The 20,333-nt window shown below is 71.0% G+C and carries 16 protein-coding genes; 7 read left to right on the top strand and 9 right to left on the bottom strand.

Going from position 1 to position 20,333, the window contains the following annotated elements:
- The first annotated feature begins 66 nt into the window (after nt 1-66).
- The 3 genes from RM609_RS32895 to RM609_RS32885 all read left to right on the top strand — a co-directional run bounded on the left by RM609_RS32895 (nt 67) and on the right by RM609_RS32885 (nt 4,879).
- The gene (locus RM609_RS32895) at nt 67-2,016 is read left to right on the top strand and encodes a fumarate reductase/succinate dehydrogenase flavoprotein subunit (RefSeq protein WP_311616084.1); all 1,950 of its coding nucleotides are present in this window, start codon (nt 67-69) and stop codon (nt 2,014-2,016) included.
- Nucleotides 2,013-2,780 carry a succinate dehydrogenase/fumarate reductase iron-sulfur subunit gene (locus tag RM609_RS32890; RefSeq protein WP_311616082.1) on the top strand — a complete coding sequence of 256 codons (768 nt, stop codon included), beginning with the start codon at nt 2,013-2,015 and terminating at the stop codon, nt 2,778-2,780. Before RM609_RS32895 ends, RM609_RS32890 begins: the two co-directional genes overlap by 4 nt.
- Nucleotides 2,781-2,968: 188 nt before the next feature.
- The gene (locus tag RM609_RS32885) at nt 2,969-4,879 is read left to right on the top strand and encodes a TPM domain-containing protein (RefSeq protein WP_311616080.1); all 1,911 of its coding nucleotides are present in this window, start codon (nt 2,969-2,971) and stop codon (nt 4,877-4,879) included.
- A gap of 80 nt (nt 4,880-4,959) precedes the next feature.
- Here RM609_RS32885 and RM609_RS32880 read toward each other — a convergent pair whose 3' ends face one another.
- The 6 genes from RM609_RS32880 to RM609_RS32855 form a co-directional block, all read right to left on the bottom strand.
- Nucleotides 4,960-7,482: a SpoIIE family protein phosphatase gene (locus tag RM609_RS32880; RefSeq protein ID WP_311616121.1), complete on the bottom strand. Its 2,523-nt coding sequence runs from the start codon at nt 7,480-7,482 to the stop codon at nt 4,960-4,962.
- Between the two features lie 188 nt (nt 7,483-7,670).
- On the bottom strand, nt 7,671-8,090 hold the full coding sequence (locus tag RM609_RS32875; protein WP_311616078.1) for an ATP-binding protein: 420 nt from the start codon (nt 8,088-8,090) through the stop codon (nt 7,671-7,673).
- Between the two features lie 122 nt (nt 8,091-8,212).
- The gene (locus tag RM609_RS32870) at nt 8,213-8,620 is read right to left on the bottom strand and encodes a (deoxy)nucleoside triphosphate pyrophosphohydrolase (RefSeq protein WP_311616076.1); all 408 of its coding nucleotides are present in this window, start codon (nt 8,618-8,620) and stop codon (nt 8,213-8,215) included.
- Nucleotides 8,621-8,696: 76 nt separating this feature from the next.
- Entirely contained in the window at nt 8,697-8,876 is a 180-nt protein-coding gene (locus RM609_RS32865) for an SPOR domain-containing protein (protein WP_311616074.1), read from the bottom strand.
- 165 nt (nt 8,877-9,041) lie between these two features.
- Nucleotides 9,042-10,685 carry an APC family permease gene (locus tag RM609_RS32860; RefSeq protein ID WP_311616072.1) on the bottom strand — a complete coding sequence of 548 codons (1,644 nt, stop codon included), beginning with the start codon at nt 10,683-10,685 and terminating at the stop codon, nt 9,042-9,044.
- A gap of 269 nt (nt 10,686-10,954) precedes the next feature.
- Complete coding sequence (locus RM609_RS32855) at nt 10,955-11,707, bottom strand: GntR family transcriptional regulator (protein WP_311616119.1); 753 nt, start codon at nt 11,705-11,707, stop codon at nt 10,955-10,957.
- Nucleotides 11,708-11,963: 256 nt separating this feature from the next.
- Here RM609_RS32855 and RM609_RS32850 point away from each other — a divergent pair, with 256 nt between their 5' ends.
- Together RM609_RS32850 and RM609_RS32845 are read left to right on the top strand one after the other, a co-directional pair.
- Nucleotides 11,964-14,582, top strand: coding sequence for a DUF6185 family protein (locus RM609_RS32850; protein ID WP_311616069.1), 2,619 nt, complete (start codon nt 11,964-11,966; stop codon nt 14,580-14,582).
- Nucleotides 14,583-14,682: 100 nt separating this feature from the next.
- On the top strand, nt 14,683-15,264 hold the full coding sequence (locus RM609_RS32845) for a Uma2 family endonuclease (RefSeq protein WP_311616067.1): 582 nt from the start codon (nt 14,683-14,685) through the stop codon (nt 15,262-15,264).
- A gap of 77 nt (nt 15,265-15,341) precedes the next feature.
- Here RM609_RS32845 and ychF read toward each other — a convergent pair whose 3' ends face one another.
- Nucleotides 15,342-16,430, bottom strand: coding sequence for a redox-regulated ATPase YchF (gene ychF, locus RM609_RS32840; protein ID WP_311616065.1), 1,089 nt, complete (start codon nt 16,428-16,430; stop codon nt 15,342-15,344).
- Nucleotides 16,431-16,615: 185 nt separating this feature from the next.
- Here ychF and RM609_RS32835 point away from each other — a divergent pair, with 185 nt between their 5' ends.
- Nucleotides 16,616-17,215 (top strand): DUF6542 domain-containing protein, encoded by a 600-nt coding sequence (locus tag RM609_RS32835; RefSeq protein ID WP_311616063.1) that lies wholly within the window; start codon nt 16,616-16,618, stop codon nt 17,213-17,215.
- Here the strand turns inward: RM609_RS32835 and ppgK are convergent.
- Nucleotides 17,112-17,876: a polyphosphate--glucose phosphotransferase gene (ppgK, locus tag RM609_RS32830; RefSeq protein WP_311616060.1), complete on the bottom strand. Its 765-nt coding sequence runs from the start codon at nt 17,874-17,876 to the stop codon at nt 17,112-17,114. The genes RM609_RS32835 and ppgK overlap by 104 nt on opposite strands.
- Nucleotides 17,877-17,932: 56 nt before the next feature.
- On the bottom strand, nt 17,933-18,922 hold the full coding sequence (locus tag RM609_RS32825) for a 4-hydroxy-3-methylbut-2-enyl diphosphate reductase (RefSeq protein WP_438828593.1): 990 nt from the start codon (nt 18,920-18,922) through the stop codon (nt 17,933-17,935).
- Nucleotides 18,923-18,989: 67 nt separating this feature from the next.
- Here RM609_RS32825 and RM609_RS32820 point away from each other — a divergent pair.
- Nucleotides 18,990-20,333, top strand: a 1,344-nt coding sequence (locus RM609_RS32820) for an APC family permease (RefSeq protein ID WP_311616056.1), incomplete at its 3' end; no start/stop codon positions are given.

The following is a 20,333-nucleotide window of genomic DNA, read 5'->3' as shown; positions in this document are numbered from 1 at the left end:
ACCTTCCGACGCGCGCTTCTCGACGCGCGCTTCCTCTGACAAACGAACAAAGGGACCTTCTTTCACATGACTCGGGTGGACCGGCAGTCCTGGGACGTGGTCGTGGTGGGCGCGGGGGGCGCCGGGCTGCGGGCGGCGATCGAGGCACGCGAGCAGGGGCTGCGCTGCGCGGTGATCTGCAAGTCGCTGTTCGGCAAGGCGCACACGGTGATGGCGGAGGGCGGCATCGCCGCCTCCATGGCCAACGTCAACCACAACGACAACTGGCAGGTGCACTTCCGTGACACCATGCGCGGCGGCAAGTTCCTCAACAACTGGCGGATGGCCGAGCTCCACGCCCAGGAGGCCCCCGACCGGGTGTGGGAGCTGGAGACCTGGGGCGCGGTCTTCGACCGCACCCCGGACGGGCGGATCTCCCAGCGGAACTTCGGCGGCCACGAGTACCCGCGCCTGGCGCACGTCGGCGACCGTACGGGCCTGGAGCTGATCCGCACCCTCCAGCAGAAGATCGTCTCCCTCCAGCAGGAGGACAAACGGGAGTACGGGGACTACGAGGCGCGGCTGAAGATCTTCCAGGAGTGCACGGTCACGCGGGTCCTGAAAGAGGACCGGAGAGTCTCCGGTGTCTTCGGCTACGAACGCGAGTCCGGCCGTTTCTTCGTCATCGAGGCGCCGGCGGTGGTGCTGGCGACCGGCGGCATCGGCAAGTCCTTCAAGGTGACCTCGAACTCCTGGGAGTACACCGGCGACGGGCACGCGCTGGCGCTGCTGGCGGGGGCGCGGCTGGTGAACATGGAGTTCGTGCAGTTCCACCCGACGGGGATGGTCTGGCCGCCGTCGGTGAAGGGCATCCTGGTCACCGAGTCGGTGCGCGGCGACGGCGGGGTGCTGCGCAACAGCGACGGCAAGCGCTTCATGTTCGACTACGTCCCGGACGTGTTCAAGGAGAAGTACGCCGAGTCCGAGGCCGAGGGCGACCGCTGGTACACCGACCCGGACAACAACCGCCGCCCGCCCGAGCTGCTCCCCCGCGACGAGGTGGCGCGTGCCATCAACGCCGAGGTCAAGGCGGGGCGGGGCTCCCCGCACGGCGGGGTGTTCCTGGACGTTTCGACGCGGATGCCGGCCGAGGCGATCAAGCGGAAACTGCCGTCCATGCACCACCAGTTCAAGGAGCTGGCGGACGTGGACATCACGGCCGAGCCCATGGAGGTCGGCCCGACCTGTCACTACGTCATGGGCGGCGTGGAGGTGGAACCGGACACCGCGGGCGCGATGGGCGTGCCGGGCCTCTTCGCGGCGGGCGAGGTCGCGGGCGGGATGCACGGCTCCAACCGGCTCGGCGGCAACTCCCTCTCCGACCTGCTGGTCTTCGGGCGGCGCGCGGGGCTGCACGCGGCGCGGTACGCGGCCGGGTTCGCCACGGAGGCGGCGCCCGTCGTGTCGGACGCCGATGTGGAGCTGGCGGAGGCGGAGGCGCTGCGGCCGTTCGGGGCGGAGAGCCCACGGGGCGCCGGGCAGGTCCCGGAGGGCGCGGCCGAGAACCCGTACACCCTCCACCAGGAGCTCCAGCAGGCCATGAGCGACCTGGTCGGCATCATCCGCCGGTCCGGGGAGATGGAGGAGGCGCTGCACCGGCTGTCCGGGCTGCGGGCGCGGGCGCGGCGGGCCGGGGTGGAGGGGCACCGGCAGTTCAACCCGGGCTGGCACCTGGCTCTGGACCTGCGGAACATGCTGCTGGTCAGCGAGTGTGTGGCCCGGGCGGCGCTGGAGCGCGAGGAGAGCCGGGGCGGGCACACCCGGGACGACCATCCGGGGATGGACCGGCGGTGGCGGCGGATCAATCTGGTCTGCCGGCTGGCCGACGAGTCGGCCGAGCCGGCGGCGGCGGATTCCGCGCTGGGGCTGGTCCGGCTGGAGCGGCAGGAGGCCCCGCCGATCCGGCCGGATCTGCTGGAGCTCTTCGAGAAGGAAGAACTGGCGAAGTACCTGACCGACGAGGAGCTCACCTCATGAGTTATCAGGCCCGCTTCAAGGTGTGGCGGGGCGATGCGGACGGGGGCGGCCTCACCGACTTCGAGGTGACCGTCAACGAGGGCGAGGTCGTCCTCGACGTCGTCCACCGCCTCCAGGCGACCGCGGCGCCGGATCTCGCGGTGCGCTGGAACTGCAAGGCGGGCAAGTGCGGCTCGTGCAGCGCGGAGATCAACGGCCGGCCCCGGCTGTTGTGCATGACCCGGATGTCGGTGTTCGACCCGGCGGAGACGGTCACGATCACCCCGCTGCGGGCCTTCCCGGTGCTGCGGGACCTGGTCACGGACGTGTCGTACAACTACGCCAAGGCGCGCGAGGTCCCCTCCTTCGTCCCGCCCGCGGAGCTGGGGCCCGGGCAGTACCGGATGAAGCAGGAGGACGTGAACCGCGTCCAGGAGTTCCGCAAGTGCATCGAGTGCTTCCTGTGCCAGAACACCTGCCATGTGGTCCGGGACCACGAGGAGAACAAGCAGGCGTTCGCCGGGCCGCGCTTCCTGATGCGCGTCGCCGAGCTGGACATGCATCCCCTGGACGCGGCCGCCGAGGCCGGGGTCGACCGCAGGAAGGGCGCCCGGGAGGACCACGGCCTGGGCTACTGCAACATCACCAAGTGCTGCACCGAGGTCTGTCCCGAGCACATCAAGATCACGGACAATGCCCTGATCCCGCTGAAGGAACGGGTCGTCGACCGCTCGTACGACCCACTGGTGTGGCTGGGGAACAAAATCGGGCGCCGGAAGGGCTAACGCCCCCGGTTCCCTCTCACTCCACCATCCGGCGTAGCCGGAGTACGCCCGAGCGGGCGCACAACACCCGGCGCGCAACGGCGGCGTGCGTGACGGCGGAGGCGCCCGCACATGGGCGTGAACACCCTCCGTATAACCTCGCACGCCCCCGGTAGCGGGTCGGCCAATCCGGTCATACGCTCCAAAACGTGACGCGGCTTTCGTGGGGTTACGGGCCGAGGGCGCCGGGCTGGGCCATGATCTGCGCCCTCGTCGCACTGTGCGCCCTGCTCCTGCCGACCGTGCCCGCCTCGCGCGCCGACACCCCGCTCGACCTGGACGCCGCCGGCCGGATCACCGACACGGTCGGGGCGCTGGGCAAACGGCGCACCCAGGTCGAGGCGGCCCTGGAAAGGCTGCACACCGACCACCACGTCCAGCTCTACGTCACCTACGTCCATGACTTCTCCGGCCGCGCGGCCCACGCCTGGGCCGACGCCACGGCCGACCGCAACGGCTTCGGCCCCCACGACATCCTGCTGGCCATCGCCACCCACGGCGGCCAGTACGCCGTCTCGGCCGACAAGACGTCCGGCTTCCGCAAGGACCAGCTGGAACAGGTCGCCACCGCCGCCATCGCCCCCGCCCTCAGGGAGCACGACTGGGCCGGGGCCGCCATCGGCGCCGCCGACGGCTACCGGTCGGTGCTCCGGGGCGAGCCGGTCCACGCCCCCGTCATCAAGCCCGGCACCAGCGACCCGGGCGGCGACGGCCTGCTCCCCGGCGATCGCGCGGTCTGGGTGCCCATCGCGGGCGGCGCCCTCGTCCTCCTCACCGGCCTCGCCCTGCGCTCCCGGCGCGCCCGCGCCGCCCGCCGCCGCCCCGGGACGGCCCGCACCCGCCCGACCGTCGCCACCAGCACCGAACCGGGCCTGGCCCGGCTGGCACAGCCGCTCACCGCGCTGCCCGACCTGGACGCCGAGGCGTCGGCGAACCTCGTCGACACCGACGACGCGGTCCGCACCAGCGCCGAGGAGCTCCGCTTCGCCACCGCCCAGCTGGGCACGGCCGCCACCCGGCCGTTCGCCGAGGCCGTGGCCTACGCCCGGGGCGAGCTGGCCGACGCCTTCCGGCTCCGCCAGCACCTGGACGACGCCCCCTACGAGGAGGAACGGATCCGCCGGCACGCCCTGGACGAGATCTGCTCCCGCTGCACCAGCGCCAACCGGCGGCTGGATGCCGAATCCGAGGCCTTCGACCGGCTGCGGGGCCTGAAGGCCAACGCCGCCGCCATCGTCGACCGCGCCGAGGCCACCGCCCGCGGCCTCACCCCCCGCGTCGCGACCGCCGAGGCGGCGCTCGCCGCGCTCGCCCACTGCCGCGCCCGCAAGGCCCTCGCCCCCGTCGCGGACCACCCCGGCGAGGCCCGCGACCGGCTCTCCTTCGCCGACACCGCGCTCGCCGAGGCCCGTACGGCACTCCTGGTCGCCGACCCCGACCACGCCGCGGTCTCCGTGCGCGCCGCCGAGGCCGCCCTCTCCCAGGCCGCCACCCTCACCGCCGCCGTGCTGCGCCACACCCACGCCCTCACCGCCGCCACGACCCGGCTCCACGCCGTCCTGGCCGAGGCCTCCGGCCGGCCCGAGGCGGCCCCGGCGCTGAAGGCCGCCCGCCGGGCGATGGCCCACGGCCCCTACGACCCCCGGGAGGTCCTGCGCCTCCTCGACGAGGCCGTGACCGGCGAGGCCCGCGCCGCGCGCACGGTCCTCACGGCCCGCGCGGAGGTCTCGGCGGCCCGCGACTACATCAGCACCCACCGAGGCGCGATCGGCTGCCGCGCGCGGACCCGGCTGACGGAGGCCGAGCGGCACATCGGCCTGTGCGGGGGCCACGACGTGGCGACGACCGTCGCGGAGGCGACGCGTGCGATGGCGCTCGCGCAGCAGGCGCGGGCGCTGGCGGAGGACGACGTGCTGACGTACGGCACGTCGTACCCCGACGACGACGCGCCACCGCCGGCGCGGGCGCTCGGCGGGGCGCTGCTCGGAGGGATCATCCTGGCGGGGTTGCTACCGGCGACGTTCGGTGGCGGTGCCACCAGGGGGCGGCTGGCGGGGTGAACGGGGTGCGGCCCGGTGGGCCGGTTTGTGCCCACCCGTTCCGCCCTGCGGAACGATTGCCCACAAACCGGCGCACCCGGTCAGTACAGGCTCAGCAAGGCCTCCACCGCATCCGGCGCCGGCGAATCCCCATCGGGGAGCCCGAGCTCGAACCACACCGTCTTCCCGTGGGGGATCCGCCGGCTGCCCCACGCCGCACTGAGCAAGCCGACGAGCTGCAACCCTCTCCCCCCCTCGTCCGTATCCCGCGCCCGCCGCCGCCGCGGCTGCACATGCCCGCTGTCCCAGACCTCGCAGACCAGCGTGCGGTCCAGCAGCAGCCGCAGCCGGATCTCGCCCTCGCCGTACCGCAGGGCGTTGGTGACCAGCTCGCTGACCAGCAGTTCCGTGGTGTCGACCAGATCGCCCAGCTCCCAGCCCTCCAGCTGCCGGCGGGCGAGCTCCCGGGCGCGGGCGACCGAGCGGGGCTCGGGCGGGAGGGTCCAGTCGCCGACGCAGCCGGGGCGCAGGCCGCGCAGCCGGGCCATCAGCAGGGCAATGTCGTCCTCGCCGTGGTGGGTGTCCAGGGCGCTGAGGACGTGGTCGCAGACGTCCTCCAGGGGCCGCTCGGGGTCGGCGAGGGCCTCGCGGAAGGCGTGGAGGCCCTCGTCGAGGGGGTGGTCGCGGGACTCGACGAGACCGTCGGTGTAGAGGGCGAGCAGCGCCCCGTCGGGGAGCTCGATCTCGGTCTCCTCGAAGGGCTCGCCGCCCACGCCCAGCGGCATGCCGGGCGGCACCTCCAGGAGCATCGCGGGCTCGCCGGCCTCGACGAGGACCGGCGGGAGGTGGCCGGCGTTGGCGACCGTGCAGCGCCGGGTGACCGGGTCGTAGACGGCGTAGACGCACGTCGCGAGGTAGACCTCGGAGAGGTCGGCGGGACGGACGCTGCCGCGCACGCCGCGCGAGGCGGACTGTTTGCCGCCGGGGCGGCCGAGGCCGTGGGCGATCTCGTCGAGCGCGGAGAGCACCTCGGCCGGCTCCAGGTCGAGCATGGCCAGGGTGCGGACGGCCGTGCGCAGCTCGCCCATGGCGACGGCGGCGCGCAGTCCGCGGCCCATGACGTCGCCGACGACGAGGGCCGTGCGGTGCCCGGGCAGCTCGATGACGTCGAACCAGTCGCCTCCGACCTCGGTGGCGGCGTTGCCGGGCAGATAGCGGCAGGCGATCTCGACGCCGGCGGCCTCCGGGTCGCCGGGGGGCAGCAGGCTGCGCTGGAGGATGAGGGCGCGCTCGTGCTCGCGGCGGTAGAGGCGGGCGTTGTCGATACAGACGGCGGCGCGGGCGGCGAGCTCGACGGCGAGGGCCGTGTCCCGCTCGCCGAAGGGCTCGCTGCCCTTCGTACGGGAGAACTGGGCGATGCCCAGCACCGCGTCCCGGGCGACCATCGGCACGGCGAGGGTGGACTGCACGACGGCGCCGAGCCCCCCGTCGCCGTCCTCGCTCTCACGGCCGGGCACGACCTGGACGTGGGCGGTGCGCAGGGCCTGGGCGCACGGCGAGTGGAACGCGTAGCGGTGGACCTCGCCGACCTGAACGGGCTTGGGGCCGGACCCGGTGACGGGCGCCCCGGAGACGGCGCTGGAGTAGGCCACGCGGCGCAGCTCGGCGCTGCCGTCGGCGAGGCCCGGCGGGGCCTCGTCACCGGCGAGCAGGCCCTGGTAGAGGTCGACGGAGGCCAGGTCGCAGAACTGGGGTACGGCCACGTCGAGGAGCTCGCGGGCGGTCTTCTCCAGGTCGAGGGAGTTGCCGATGCGGGCGCCGGCCTCGTTGAGGAGGGCCAGGTTGCGGCGGACGCCTGCGGCCTCGCGCTCGGCGCGGCGGCGTCCGGTGACGTCGGTGGCGATCGCGGCGACCCCGATGGGGCGGCCGCTGCCGCTGTGCAGCCGGTAGAGCGAGACGGACCAGCGGCGGCGTTCATTGTGGCCGGGCACGGGGCCGACGAGCTGGATGTCCGCCACCGGTTTGCCGGTGTCGAGGACCTGGCGGAGCGCGGCGGTGAGCCGGTCGGCCTCGGTACGGGGCAGGAAGTCGTGGGGGGTGCGGCCGCGGTGCCAGGCGGCGGGGCGGCCGAAAGTCTGGGCGAAACTCTCGTTGACGCGCAGCAGCCTCAGGTCCGTGCCGAAGAAGAAGAAGCCGAGCGGAGATTGGCCGAAAACGGCTTCCGAGGCGGCGATGTCCGTCTCTATTCCGCGCAGCGCCCGGACGTCGACGGCGACGCAGAGCGCGGCACGGTCGCCCCGGCCGTTCTCACTGGGCATCACATAGATCTCGGCGAGGCCTTCCTGGCGGTCGCCGTCCCGCTGATAGGGCACCAGGCCCGTCCAGGCCCGGCCGTCGAGGCCGCCCTCGGTGAGGAAGGGCGCGGCGGGGTGGCGACGGCGCCGGCCGTCCGCCACGGGGGCCAGGATCTCCAGGGGGTCCCGGCCGACGGCCTGCCGGGCACCTATTCCGAAGAGCTCGGCGGCGCGCTCGCTCCACTGGTCGATCCGGCCGTCCGGGCCGAGGGAGAACGACGCCACGCGGATGTGGTCGTACAGGGAGCCGGGCGGACTGTTCTGCCACATCGCCGTGGCGTCCCTGCTCTCTGGCCTGCCCGCCGTACCCGCTGGCTTTTCGCTCACGTGCCCGTCCCCTCCGGCTCTCGTGCTCGCACCGGCATCAGAAGGCCGAGTATCCAGCACAGGGGGCCTTCGGAACACGGACTTCACGATCACAGCACGGTCTCAACCCGCTATGTCTTCCCACCGGGTTACTAACCAGGCAGGGACAGCTCGAACCACACCGTCTTCCCGGTGTTTCCCGGGCGGGTGCCCCAGCGCCGGGAGGCCAGGGCGACGAGCTGGAGTCCGCGGCCGCCCTCGTCGTCCGGTTCGGCGACGCGTTCGCGGGGCAGGTCGGGCAGCGGGTCGGAGACTTCCACCAGAAGGGTGGGTCCCGCGTGGGAATACATGCGCACCCCGATGGGGCCGCTGGCGTAGCGCAGGGAGTTGGTGACGAGCTCGCTGACCAGGAGGACCGTCACATCGGTGACGGAGTCCAGGCCCCATTCGCGCAAGGTGTCGCGCACCAGCGTGCGCGCGGTGCGCACGGCCGTGGCGTCGGCGGGAAAGCTCCACTCGGCGAAACCAGGCGTATGCGCCACGGTCCCCGTGCTGTCGCCCACGCCGACCACTTCCCAGGCTGCTCCGGCATGTCCCCCTTTGGGGCCAATAATCAGCACATACCCGGTATAGGGGTCGGGCTATCTTCTTCACCCCGGTCCATGGGCACCGGTTGCCGCATTCGGCGTAGCGCTTACGCGTCCGCCCCGGCGCGCAGCCGGGCCGCGGCCTCGGCGACGGCGGGACGGTCCTGCTCCAGCCAGTCGACCTCGCCGACGTTCTCGGGGGCGAGCCAGCGCAGCTCGTCGTGGTCCTCCAGGGGGCGGGGCTCGCCCTCCAGCAGCCGGGCCGTCCACACCTGGAGGACGTAGCCGGGCTTCAGGGGCCATTCTCCGGCGATGCGGTCGACCGGCTCGGCCTCGATGCCGAGTTCCTCGCGGAGCTCCCGTACGAGCGCCTCAGGGGCGCTCTCGCCGGGCTCCAGCTTGCCGCCCGGCAGTTCCCAGCGTCCGGCGAGCTCGGGCGGGGCGCTGCGCCGCGCGGCCAGCAGCCGCCCCTCGTGAAACACCGCTCCAGCCACCACCACGCGCACCGTCGTCATGGGGGTAAAGCGTAGACGCCGGGTGGTACTGATCTCTCAGTACCACCCGGCGTCCGGGAGGTCGTGGGCCCAGGGCCTAGGTGACCGTGTGGCCGACTCGTTCGACGACGTAGAGCCTTCGGTCGCCCTCCATGTCGAGCCGGTCGGCGACGCGCTCCGCTTCCGTTCTGGTGGCGTAGCGGCCGACACGGTAGCGGTTGCCGTTCTCGTCCTGGCGGATCACCAGCCAGGGCAGGACCGGTCCGGTGTCAGTCATCGCTCCTGCCCTCCCGTCCCCGCGCGCACCGGCGCACGCCCTTCGGTGACTCCTCCGGGGGTTCCCGGAGAAACCGCAGTACGCATATGCCCGAGCCTACGCCCGACCTTTACGCACCGGATACGGGTTTTCACGAAGAGGTACGCATTCGGCCACCCGTGCGGGCTACTTGGTCTTGGCGAGCTCCGGCTCCTCGGGAGCCTCGGCCACCTCGGCCGCCATGATTTCCTTCTCGACCTGCTCAAGGGTCGGGTTGCGCCACGCGCTGCGCACACCCCACACGTAGAAGACCAGCGCGATCAGGACAACGACGACGATGTCGACACCCTGCGGCAGGTAGCCCTTGCCACCGAACTCGGTGCCGCCGGCGTACGAGACCACCGCCATGACCAGCAGGTAGGTCACCATCCAGGAGCCGGCCTTCAGGTGCGGCTTGAGCTCGGCCCACGGCTTGCGCAGCTCGTACCAGGCCCAGATCGGCAGACCGATGGCCATGATGAAGATGACCTTGCCCGTCAGCGGCCAGCGGGCCCAGTACATGACCAGCGAGCCGAAGATCATCGCGACGGGGGCGATGACCGGCATGGCCTTCAGCTTGACCGGGCGCTTCATGTCCGGGGCGATGCGGCGCAGCGACATCACGGCGACGGGGCCGGTGATGTACGAGATGACGGTGGCGACACCGACGATCTCGGCGATCGAGCCCCAGCCGCGGAAGACGGCCAGGAAGACGAAGGAGATCGCGAGGTTGAGCAGCAGGGCCGGCTTCGGGACACCGGTCTTGGGGTCGACCTTGCCGAAGACCTTCGGCAGGTGGCCGTTCTCCTGGACGCCGTTGATCATGCGCGAGGTGGTGGCCGCGTAGATCATGCCGGTGCCCGACGGGGAGATGAAGGCGTCCGCGTAGAGCAGCAGGGCGAGCCAGTTCAGGCCCCAGGTGATGGAGAGGTCCGCCAGCGGGGACTTGTAGGCCAGCGTGTTCCAGCCACCGGAGAGGTCCGCGGCCGGGACGGCCATCAGGAAGGCGACCTGGAGCGCGATGTAGATGACCAGGGCGATCAGGATGGAGCCGATGACGGCCTTCGGCAGCGACTTGCCGGGGTTACGGGCCTCGGCGGCCATGTTCAGCGGCGACTGGAAGCCGTTGAAGGCCCAGACGATGCCCGCGACGGCGACGGCGCTGAAGACGGCGCTCCAGCCGTTGGGGGCGAAGCCGCCGTGGGCGGAGCCGATGTTGCTGGTGTCGAAGTGGGCGAAGACCAGGGCACCCGCGGTGAGCACCGGCACGACGACCTTGAACACGGTGATCGCGTTGTTCGTCTTGGCGAACAGGGTGATCGCGAACCAGTTCAGGAAGAAGTAGAAGACCACCAGGACGCTGGCGGCCGCGAGGCCGGTGCCGGTGAGCTCCTTGCCGTCGAAGAGGTGCTCGGCCCAGCTGAACTTCCACGAGCTCATGTACTGGATCGAGGCGGTGGCCTCACCCGGGATCACGGAGACGATCGCGATCCAGTTGGCCCAGGCGGCCATGTAGCCGGCCAGCGAGCCGTGCGAGAACTGCCCGTACCGCACCATGCCGCCCGCCTTGGGGAACATCGAGCCGAGCTCGGTGTAGGTGAGGGCGATGGTCAGCGCCACGACGGCGCCTATGACCCAGGCGAAGATGGCGGCCGGCCCGGCGAGCACGGCTGCGCGCTCGGCACCGAACAGCCAGCCGGAGCCGATGATCGACCCGAGGCCGACGGCGGTCAGCGCCGTCGTGCCGAGGGTCCGGCGGTAATTCGAGTGGGAACCCTGTTCGGTGCTCAAACCCCGGATCTCCTTTTCTTTCTACTCCCCCATGGCAGGACACAAACCGCGCCATCGTACGAGCGATTTGGCCGAGTTGGTTCTGCCAAAAGGCCCTGACCTGGGCCTATGTGAGTTTTGCAACATCGGAAGCCCCCCCTTCACATCAGGATCAACCTGGACATAGAGGGGCAGTTCCTACCGGTCGGTACGGTCCGGGGAGCAGGGTTTCCCAAGATCATGAACTGACTTGAAAGTCAGTAGAGGAATGCTTCACACACCGTTCACGCCTACTTCACTGGCAGGTGGTAGGCGACCCGGTACCGCTCGGCGAGCATCACGACGTCGGCCGTCTCGACGGGACAGCCGCCCGCGAAGTACGTCCGCGAGACGACCACCACGCAGTGGCCGGGCACCCCGCCGAGGGCGAGCGTCTCCCCGGCCAGCCCGGGGCGCGCGCTGACCTCCTCGGTGACGTTGTCCACGACGACGTCGATGGCGGCCATCCGCTCCACCACCCCCCGGCCCGCCAGCGGCCCCTCCTCGGGCAGCATCACGGGGGTGCGCCCGGTGATGGCCAGGGGCTCCCAGGAGACCGAGAGCATGCACGGCTCGCCCCCGGAGCGGAAGAGGTAGTCCGTGCGCATCACACGGTCACCCGGGCCGATCCGCAGCCGCCGGGCGATCCCCGGCTCGGCCGCGATCTGCTCGCTGCGGGACTCCCAGGTGCCCTTGACCCGGTCGTCACCCTGCTCCTGCCGGAACGGCGTGGACTCCCCGGCCGCCCGGTACCCCGTACGCACCACGGGGCGCGAGACGGGTTGCTCGCGGACGTACGTCCCGGAGCCGGAGCGGCCCTCGACCAGCCCCTCGGCCATCAGGACCTTGCGGGCCTCCAGGGCAACGGTGTCGGAGACGCCGTACTGCTCCCGGATGCGCGCCTGGGAGGGGAGCCGGGTGTGCGGAGGCAGCTCACCGGCGACGATTTTCTGCCGCAGATCACCGGCGACTCGAAGGTATGCGGGCTGGTCACCGAAGGCCACGTCCACTCCCAAGGGGTTGACAGTCCGCAACAGCTTGGCAACCGTAGGTTGCGATCCGCAACCTTAACCCAGAGATTCACAGGAAGTAGCGAAGTCCAGCTCAGCGACGCCGAGTTGAGACCTCCGGGCACATGCGGAGAGCACTCACCCGCGGCATTTCCGCAACTATGCGCAAACCCTCCCTCCCGTTGCGGGGGTACATACGGCCACTTAGCGTGATCTTGCGATGCTCTCGGTCATCACTGCTGGAGGTGCGGTGATCCCTCGGAAGGCGGGACGCCCCGGGTGGCGGTGGGCCGTACTCGCGGTCGCGGCGTTCGCGGCCTTCGCGGCCTTCGGGTGGTGGATGGCGCTACCGGCGCAGGCGCAGACGCAGGCCCACGCACGGGCCACCGAAGCGACCGACTGCCCGCCGATCCGGCAACCCGAGAAGATCGATCTCCGCTACAAGCTCACCTTCGACCAGCACCACATCGACTTCGCCGAGGTGCGACAGCTCACGAGCATCGACATTCCGGCAGGACAGTGGCCACTCTCGAACGACCTGACGCTCAGCACGGACAGCCCCAAGTACCGGAACGCCATGCGCTGCCTCCTGCACGAGAAAAGGGCGACGGAGAAGTTCGGCGAGTGGCACCCGGAGTGGCGCAACGTTTCGGAGGCGACCGAGCAGCAGGGCGTGGTCGCGGTGCGGTACGAGTCGTGGAACCTGGTCGGCAACAGCGCCGGTCAGTTCGAAGTGGGACCGTGGACGGTCGACGCCGAACCGGACAAGAACTGGAAAGTCGCCCTCCACTCGCCGGAGGTCCTGCGCGGGGTCTCCCGGCGGACGGTCGAGATCGACCCCGGCGGCCTGGAGATCGGCGACGCCCCCGGAGCGTCGAGCGCGAACGAGACCCGCCGGGTATGGACCCCACCCGGCCCGGACACCGAGGCCTCCATCATGCGGCCGAAGCAGCTCACCCCCCTGAGCCGCCGCGATTCCTTGATCGCTTACCTGGGCGTCACCTCGTGGTGGGTCTTCGGCTCGGCCTTGATCGCCCTGTCGGCGTGGCCCTTCCGCAAGAAGAACGGAAAAAACGACAAGGCCGCTGCCAGAACTCTGGCCGACACGGCCCTTCAGTGGGCCGGACTGAGCGCGGCCCTCGCCCTGACATTGGCTCTGTTGCTCCAGCTCTACCCCGCCACAAGCCGTTGGCGCGCCTTCATCGGCATCTCATCGGGACTTGCCCTTGTCCTCCTCGCGCAACCATGGCTTCCCCTCGTGGAACGCTCCGGCGACGGCAGGAAAGTGCTGACGAGACGCACGGTGCTCGTCACCACCTTCGCGGCCGCAGCGATCGGCCTGCTGGTGATCCTGTCTCCTCAGCTTTTCGGCCTCTCGTCGAAGCTCATGCCGACGGCCCCGGCTCCGCCCCTGGCCATCGCCGGATTGGCCCTGCTGGAAACATCCATGCTGTGGCTGTGGTTCACCGCGATGGCCGCATGGGCCTGGCGTTTCGCACGGGAAGGAAAACTGGGCGGCTCCTCGACCGGAGACGGCCGGAACCAAGCCGGACGGCACCTCCGCCGGGTCACGGCGACCGGAGCCGCACTCGCCGTGGTCGCGGCCCTGGTGGTGCTCTGCCATGTGCTGTCCTTCGAATCCAGATGGCGGCGTGCCAACTGGCTGGGGGAAGCCGATTCGCTCTTCGGCAACGACCACACGGGCATCCTGGGCCGGCAACTGGCGGAATTCCCGTCCTTCGGCCCCCTGTGGACGTACACCCACACGTCCGTGCTGACGGCGATCGCGCTTGTGGCATTGCTCCGTCTCAGCTCCCGGGCCCGTTCCGGAGCCAAGTCCCTCGGACCGAAGGGATGGGACCTCCTGCTGGTGGCCGCCATCTTCGCCGTCGTCCTCGCATTGCGGGTGGCGAAGTTCGCGGGAAGCGCGGCGAATCTGTACGGCCTCTGGCTGCCTCTGAACATGCTCGCGCTCTACGCACTGGTGAAGGCAGGCCGTAGATGGTCGACTTTGGGTCGAGTGGACCGAAAAGCAGAGAAATGCTTCGCGGCGAACGCGGCGAAAGGCGAAAGCCGCGTCGCGGCGGAGCTGACCACCCCGGCGGGATACCGGCGAATGATGGGCGATGCCCGCCGCTGCCGTGACCTGCTCCACCGGCTGCATCTCGTCGATCACGGGCACCCGGAGAGCGCCCAAAGACGAACACTGGAGAACCAGCTCAGCGCATTGCACCACTGGCGGCCGGCCAAATGCAGCCGCGACTGCCTGCCGGATCCCGTATCCGTGGTCGACGTCGCCCTCTGCTGGGGCCCGCGTCGGCGCTGGTGGCGCAATGCCCTCAACGCCGCGCGCTGGGCCGCCGTCTTCGGCGTTCTCCCGAGTGTGGTCACCGTCTGGTACGAGAACGCCTACGACCCGGACCAGTGGGCGCTCACGCTCGACCTGCCCACAGGCATCCCGGATGTCGTCTGGAGGTTCCTGACCCAGGAGATCTCCTTCGCCGGCGCGGGGCTGGTCCTGGGGGCGTTGTGGCGCGTACTGCCCGGGGAGCGCGGCCCGATGCGGGCCCTGAGCCTGTTCGTCGCCTGGCTCGTCCCCATCGGCGTGGTCGCCGCCTTCAGCCACGGCATCGACCGCAAGGCCCTGGGCCTGGCTCTCCTGAACATCGTCCTGATGCTCATGGTGCTGACCCTGACGAGCATGTGGATGGACACCGACACGTTCAGCCGTGAGCGGCCCTACTGGACGAAGCGCCTGAGCCTCCTGGCGTCGATCTACCAGATGCACGGCCTCTCCGGGCAGGTCGCCTTCCTGGTCATGCAGGCGGCGGCCGCGGTGACGATCTGGCGGCAGATCGCGACCGGATAGCGAAGGGGACCAGCCCTGGCGGGACCGGCCCCTCGTCCATGGTTCGCTGCGAGTTGGCGGTCTCGCGCCCCGGATCGGTCCGACTCGCTAGGGTTGTCCCATGACCGCACTGCCCGACTGGATGCGCCCGCCGCGCGCGGAAGGCTGGTTCGCGGAGGACCTGGACCGCCTCCCCGAGGCACCACGCCACACCGAGCTGATCGACGGAGCCCTCGTCTTCATGATGTCGCCCCAGCGGTCCTGGCATGGCCGCCTCGTCACCGCCCTGACTACCACGCTCATGGCGCAGGCACCGGCCGGCTTCGAGGTCGAGCGCGAAATGACGATCCGCCTGGATGCCCGCAACCGCCCCGAGCCAGACCTCCTGCTGACGGGCCTGCCCTATGACCCCGACCGCACCTGGTACGCCCCGGAGGACGTGAAACTCGTCATCGAGGTCGTGTCCCCCGAGTCCGCCCACCGCGATCGCACCGTGAAACTCCACAAGTACGCCAAGGCCGGCATCCCGCACTACTGGTGTATCGAGGACGAGGACGGGGCGCCCGTCGTGCACGTCTACGAGCTCGACGAGCCGACCGGCGCATACGCGCCCGCCGGCATCTTCCGGGGCGCCCTCCGGCGCCCGGTGCCCTTCGAGATCAGCCTGGACCTCGACAAGCTCACACCTCGCCGAAGCGGCTGAAAAGTCGGCGCCATGCCGGCGCGGGAACGCGGAAGGGGGCGGACCCGTCAGCGTCCGCCCCCTTCCGACCTGCATATTTAGACGTTGAAGCGGAACTCCACCACGTCGCCGTCCACCATCACGTACTCCTTGCCCTCCATGCGGGCCTTGCCGACGGCGCGGGCCTCGGCGACGGAGCCGGTGGCGACGAGGTCCTCGAAGGAGATGACCTCGGCCTTGATGAAGCCCTTCTGGAAGTCGGTGTGGATGACACCGGCCGCCTCGGGGGCCGTGGCGCCCTTCTTGATGGTCCAGGCGCGGGATTCCTTGGGGCCGGCCGTCAGATAGGTCTGGAGGCCGAGGGTGTTGAAGCCGACTCGGGCCAGCGTGGCCAGGCCCGGCTCCTCGGCGCCGACGGACTGGAGGAGCTCCATGGCGTCCTCCTCGTCCAGCTCGGCGAGGTCCGCCTCCAGCTTGGCGTTGAGGAAGATGGCCTCGGCCGGGGCGACCAGGGCGCGCTGCTCGTCCTTGAAGGCCTCGTCGGTCAGCTCGTCCTCGTCGACGTTGAAGACGTAGAGGAACGGCTTCGTGGTCAGCAGGTGGAGATCGTGGAGGAGCTCCGCCTTCTCGGAGCCCTGGACGATGCCGGCGGAGAACAGCGTCTCGCCCTTCTCCAGGATCTCCTTGACCGCCTCGACGGCCGCGACCTTCGGGGCGACGTCCTTCTTGATCCGCGACTCCCTCTGGAGGCGCGGCAGGACCTTCTCGATGGTCTGGAGGTCGGCGAGGATCAGCTCGGTGTTGATGGTCTCGATGTCGTCCTTCGGCGAGACCTTGCCGTCGACGTGGACGACGTTCTCGTCCTTGAAGGCGCGGATGACCTGGCAGATCGCGTCCGACTCGCGGATGTTCGCCAGGAACTTGTTGCCCAGGCCCTCGCCCTCCGAGGCGCCGCGCACGATGCCGGCGATGTCGACGAAGTCGACGGTGGCGGGGAGGATCTTCTGGGAGCCGAAGATCTCCGCGAGCTTGGTGAGGCGCGCGTCCGGCACGCCGACGACGCCCACGTTGGGCTCGATGGTGGCGAACGGGTAGTTGGCCGCCAGTACGTCGTTCTTGGTCAGGGCGTTGAACAGGGTCGACTTGCCGACATTCGGCAGACCGACGATTCCGATCGTGAGCGACACGTGACGACTTCCCGTTGTTCCCGTAGTGAAGGCTTCCGCGCCCCGTGACGCGGCCGATCCACCAGTCTACGGGTCCGGGCCGCGAACCCGCCCCGGACGGAGGATTCCTCGAACACACGCCCAAGGTGGCGCAAACGGCGTGTCCAACCTGGGATTCCCTGGGGCCGCCTGCCTAGTTTGGTCGCGTGGAGCAACCGAGCACGCGCATCCCCCAGGGCAAGGTCCGCCGCGGCTCCCCCGTGCCCCGGCCCGCCGCACCCCCCGGCCAGCGGCGGGGCGCCACCGCGCGGGGACCCGCCGCCGGGCGCTCCCCCTCCGCGCTGGACCGCCTGCCGGCCGCCCGGCTGACCGGGCTCGGCAGCGGCCTGCTCACGGCGCTGGGCATGCTCACCATCGGCGGGCTGGACGCGCTGGTGGGCGGCTCGCCCCGGATCTACGGCGTGTTCTTCCTGCTCGGCAGCGCGGCCTGCGCGCTGTGGGTGCGCCCGGCGGAGCTGATGACCGCGCCCGTGAGCGTGCCCATCGCCTTCGCGGTGGGGGCGCTGCCGCTGAGCGACGGCACGGGGGGCCTCGGCGGCCGGGTGATGAGCCTGGTGACCCTGCTGTCGCTGAACGCCGCCTGGCTCTACTCCGGCACCCTGCTGGCCGCGCTGATCGCGCTCGTCCGCCGGGTCTTCCTGGTCAGGCTGCGGCAGCGGGAACGACTCCGGCAGCGGCAGCGGCCATCGCGGCCCCCACGATCCCCGCGTTGTTCTGGAGCTGAGCGGGCACGACCTCGGCGCTGACGCCCTCCAGCAGCGGCAGGAACTTCTCCGCCTTGCGGCTGACCCCACCGCCGATCACGAACAGCTCGGGCGAGAAGAGCATCTCCACATGGGCGAGATAGCGGCTCACCCGCTTGGCCCAGCGGCCCCAGCTGAGGTCCTCTTCCTCCTTGACCCGCGTGGACGCCCGTGTCTCCGCGTCGTGCCCGTGCAGCTCCAGATGCCCGAGCTCGGTATTGGGCACCAGGCTCCCGCCGGTGAAGACCGCGCTGCCGATGCCCGTGCCGAAGGTCAGCACGATCACCGTGCCCGTACGCCCCCGGCCCGCGCCATGGGCCATCTCCGCGAGCCCGGCGGCGTCGGCGTCGTTGAGCACGGTCACGGGCGCGCCGACGCGCTCGCCGAGCAGCCCGGCGGCGTCCTGGCCGATCCAGCTCTTGTCGACGTTCGCGGCCGTACGGGTCGTCCCCCCGGCCACCACGCCGGGGAAGGTCACGCCGACCGGCCCGACCGGCAGCCCGAAGTGGCGGACCACCTGCCGGACGCAGTCGGCGACGGCGTCCGGCGTGGACGGCTTCGGCGTGAGCACTTTGAAGCGCTCTTCCGAGAGCTCACCGCGCGCCAGGTCCACCGGTGCGCCCTTGATGCCCGATCCGCCGATGTCCACGCCGAATACGTCCATGCCCAGCAGCGTAGGCGTGGACGGGAGGGTTCACCCCTCGACGTCGTCCCTCGACGTCACCCCTCGACGGCGGCCTTGGCCTCGGCCCGCAGGTCGCGGCGGAGCTCCTTGGGGAGGGAGAAGGTGATGGACTCCTCTGCGGCCTTCACCGTCTCGACGTCCTCGAAACCGCGGGCGGCGAGCCACTCCAGGACGCCTTCGACGAGGATCTCGGGCACGGAGGCGCCGGAAGTGACACCGACCGTGTTCACGCCCTCCAGCCAGGCCTCGTCGATCTCCTCGGCGTAATCCACCAGGTGCGAGTCCCGCGCGCCGGCACCGAGGGCGACCTCGACCAGCCGCACGGAGTTCGAGGAGTTCTTCGACCCCACCACGATCACCAGGTCCGCCTCGGCGCCCATCTGCTTGACGGCGATCTGGCGGTTCTGCGTGGCGTAGCAGATGTCGTCGCTGGGCGGCGACAGCAGATTCGGGAACCGGCCCTTCAGGGCGTCCACCGTCTCCATGGTCTCGTCGACCGAAAGCGTGGTCTGCGACAGCCACACGACCTTGTCGGCGTCGCGCACCTCGACGTTGGCCACGTCCTCGGGCCCGTCGACGAGCGTGATGTGATCCGGCGCCTCGCCGCTGGTCCCGATGACCTCCTCGTGGCCCTCGTGACCGATGAGGAGGATGTCGTAGTCCTCCTTGGCGTACCGGATGGCCTCCTTGTGGACCTTGGTCACCAGGGGGCACGTGGCGTCGATGGTGGCGAGCTTGCCGCGCTCGGCCTCCTCGTGGACCACGGGGGCAACGCCGTGCGCGGAGAAGATGACGATGTTGCCCTCGGGCACCTCGACCGTCTCGTCGACGAAGATCGCGCCCTTCTTCTCCAGGGTCTTCACCACGTACTTGTTGTGCACGATCTCGTGCCGCACATAGACGGGGGCGCCGTACTGCTCCAGCGCCTTCTCGACGGCGATCACGGCACGGTCCACGCCCGCGCAGTAGCCACGGGGGGCGGCGAGCAGAACCTTGCGGGCGGGGGTAGCTGTCATGCGGTCCATCGTAAGGGCCCGCCCCCACCGGCGTGGCCGGGCCACCGCCCGGCCGGGACGCCCGAATACTGACCCCATGGCCACCCCTCCCCCCTTCGCCGACGAGGGCACGCTCCACCGCACCCTCACCTTTCGCGACCTCGTGGTCTACGGCCTGCTGTTCATCGCTCCCATGGCACCGGTGGGCGTCTTCGGCACGCTGTCGGCGAAGTCGCACGGGGCGGTGGCGCTGGTCTACGTCGTGGCGACGGTCGCGATGGCCTTCACGGCCCACTCGTACGCGGTCATGGTGCGCGTCGCCCCGCAGGCGGGCTCGGTCTACACGTACGCGCGCGTGGGGCTCGGCGAGGGCCCGGGGTTCATCGCGGGCTGGATGGCGATGCTGGACTACCTGCTGGTCCCGGCGGTCGCCTATCTCTTCTCGGGCATCGCGATGCACGCGCTGGTGCCGTCCGTCCCCTCATGGGTCTGGACCGCGATCGCGGTGGTCGTGACGACGGCCCTGAACCTGTGGGGGGTCAGGGCGGCGGCGGCCGTGGGCTTCGTCGTCCTGGCGATGGAGCTGGCCGTGCTGGCGGTCTTCGTGGTCACCGCCGCCATCGCCCTGGCCCAGGACGGCCCGCGCCGGGGCTGGCTGACCCCCCTCACGGGCGAGGGCGGGTTCGACGCGGGGGCGGTGGGGGCGGTGCTGTCGGCGGTATCGGTGGCGGTCCTGTCCTACCTGGGCTTCGACGCGATCGCCTCCTTCGCGGAGGAGGCCGCGGGCGGCTCGCCGAAGGTGGCACGGGCGGTCATCACCTGCCTGGTCGTGGCGGGCGCCCTCTTCGTCCTCCAGGGCTATCTGGCGGCCCTGCTCGCGCCCGCGCCCGTCTCCCCGGCGGAACTGGCGGCACGGCCGGCGCGCCAGGGCGCGGCGTTCTACGCCACGGTCGACGCGGCGACGGGCCTGTGGCTGCACCACCTGGTGGCGGCGAGCAAGGCGGTCGGCGCGGCCTTCGCCGCGCTGGCGGGCCAGGCGGCGGCGGGCCGCCTCCTCTTCGCGATGGCCCGCGACCGCCGCCTCCCCGGCCGCCTCGCGGAGGTCGACCGTGGCTCCGGCGTGCCCCGGCTCGCCGTCCTCGGCGCGGCGTCGGTGACGCTGCTCGCGGCGGTGTGGGCGGCCCTGCGGGCGGACGGGCTGGACCGGCTGGTGTCGGTGGTGGACGTGGGGGCGCTCGTGGCTTTCGGCTTGCTGCACGTTTCTGTGATCGGGTGGTCCGTACGGCGACGCGCGGAGCGCGTTTTGGTTCGGCGCGTGGTGGTGCCTCTGCTGGGGCTGGTCGTCGTGATCGCGGTGATCGCGACGGCGGCGACGGCCGCGCAGGTGGTGGGGGCGGTTTGGCGGGGGGTGGGCCTGTTGGTCCTGGCCTGCCAGGGGGTG

The organism is Streptomyces hesseae (genome assembly GCF_031845785.1).
Lineage (GTDB): Bacteria > Actinomycetota > Actinomycetes > Streptomycetales > Streptomycetaceae > Streptomyces > Streptomyces hesseae.
This window is presented reverse-complemented; position numbering and strand designations above follow the sequence as displayed.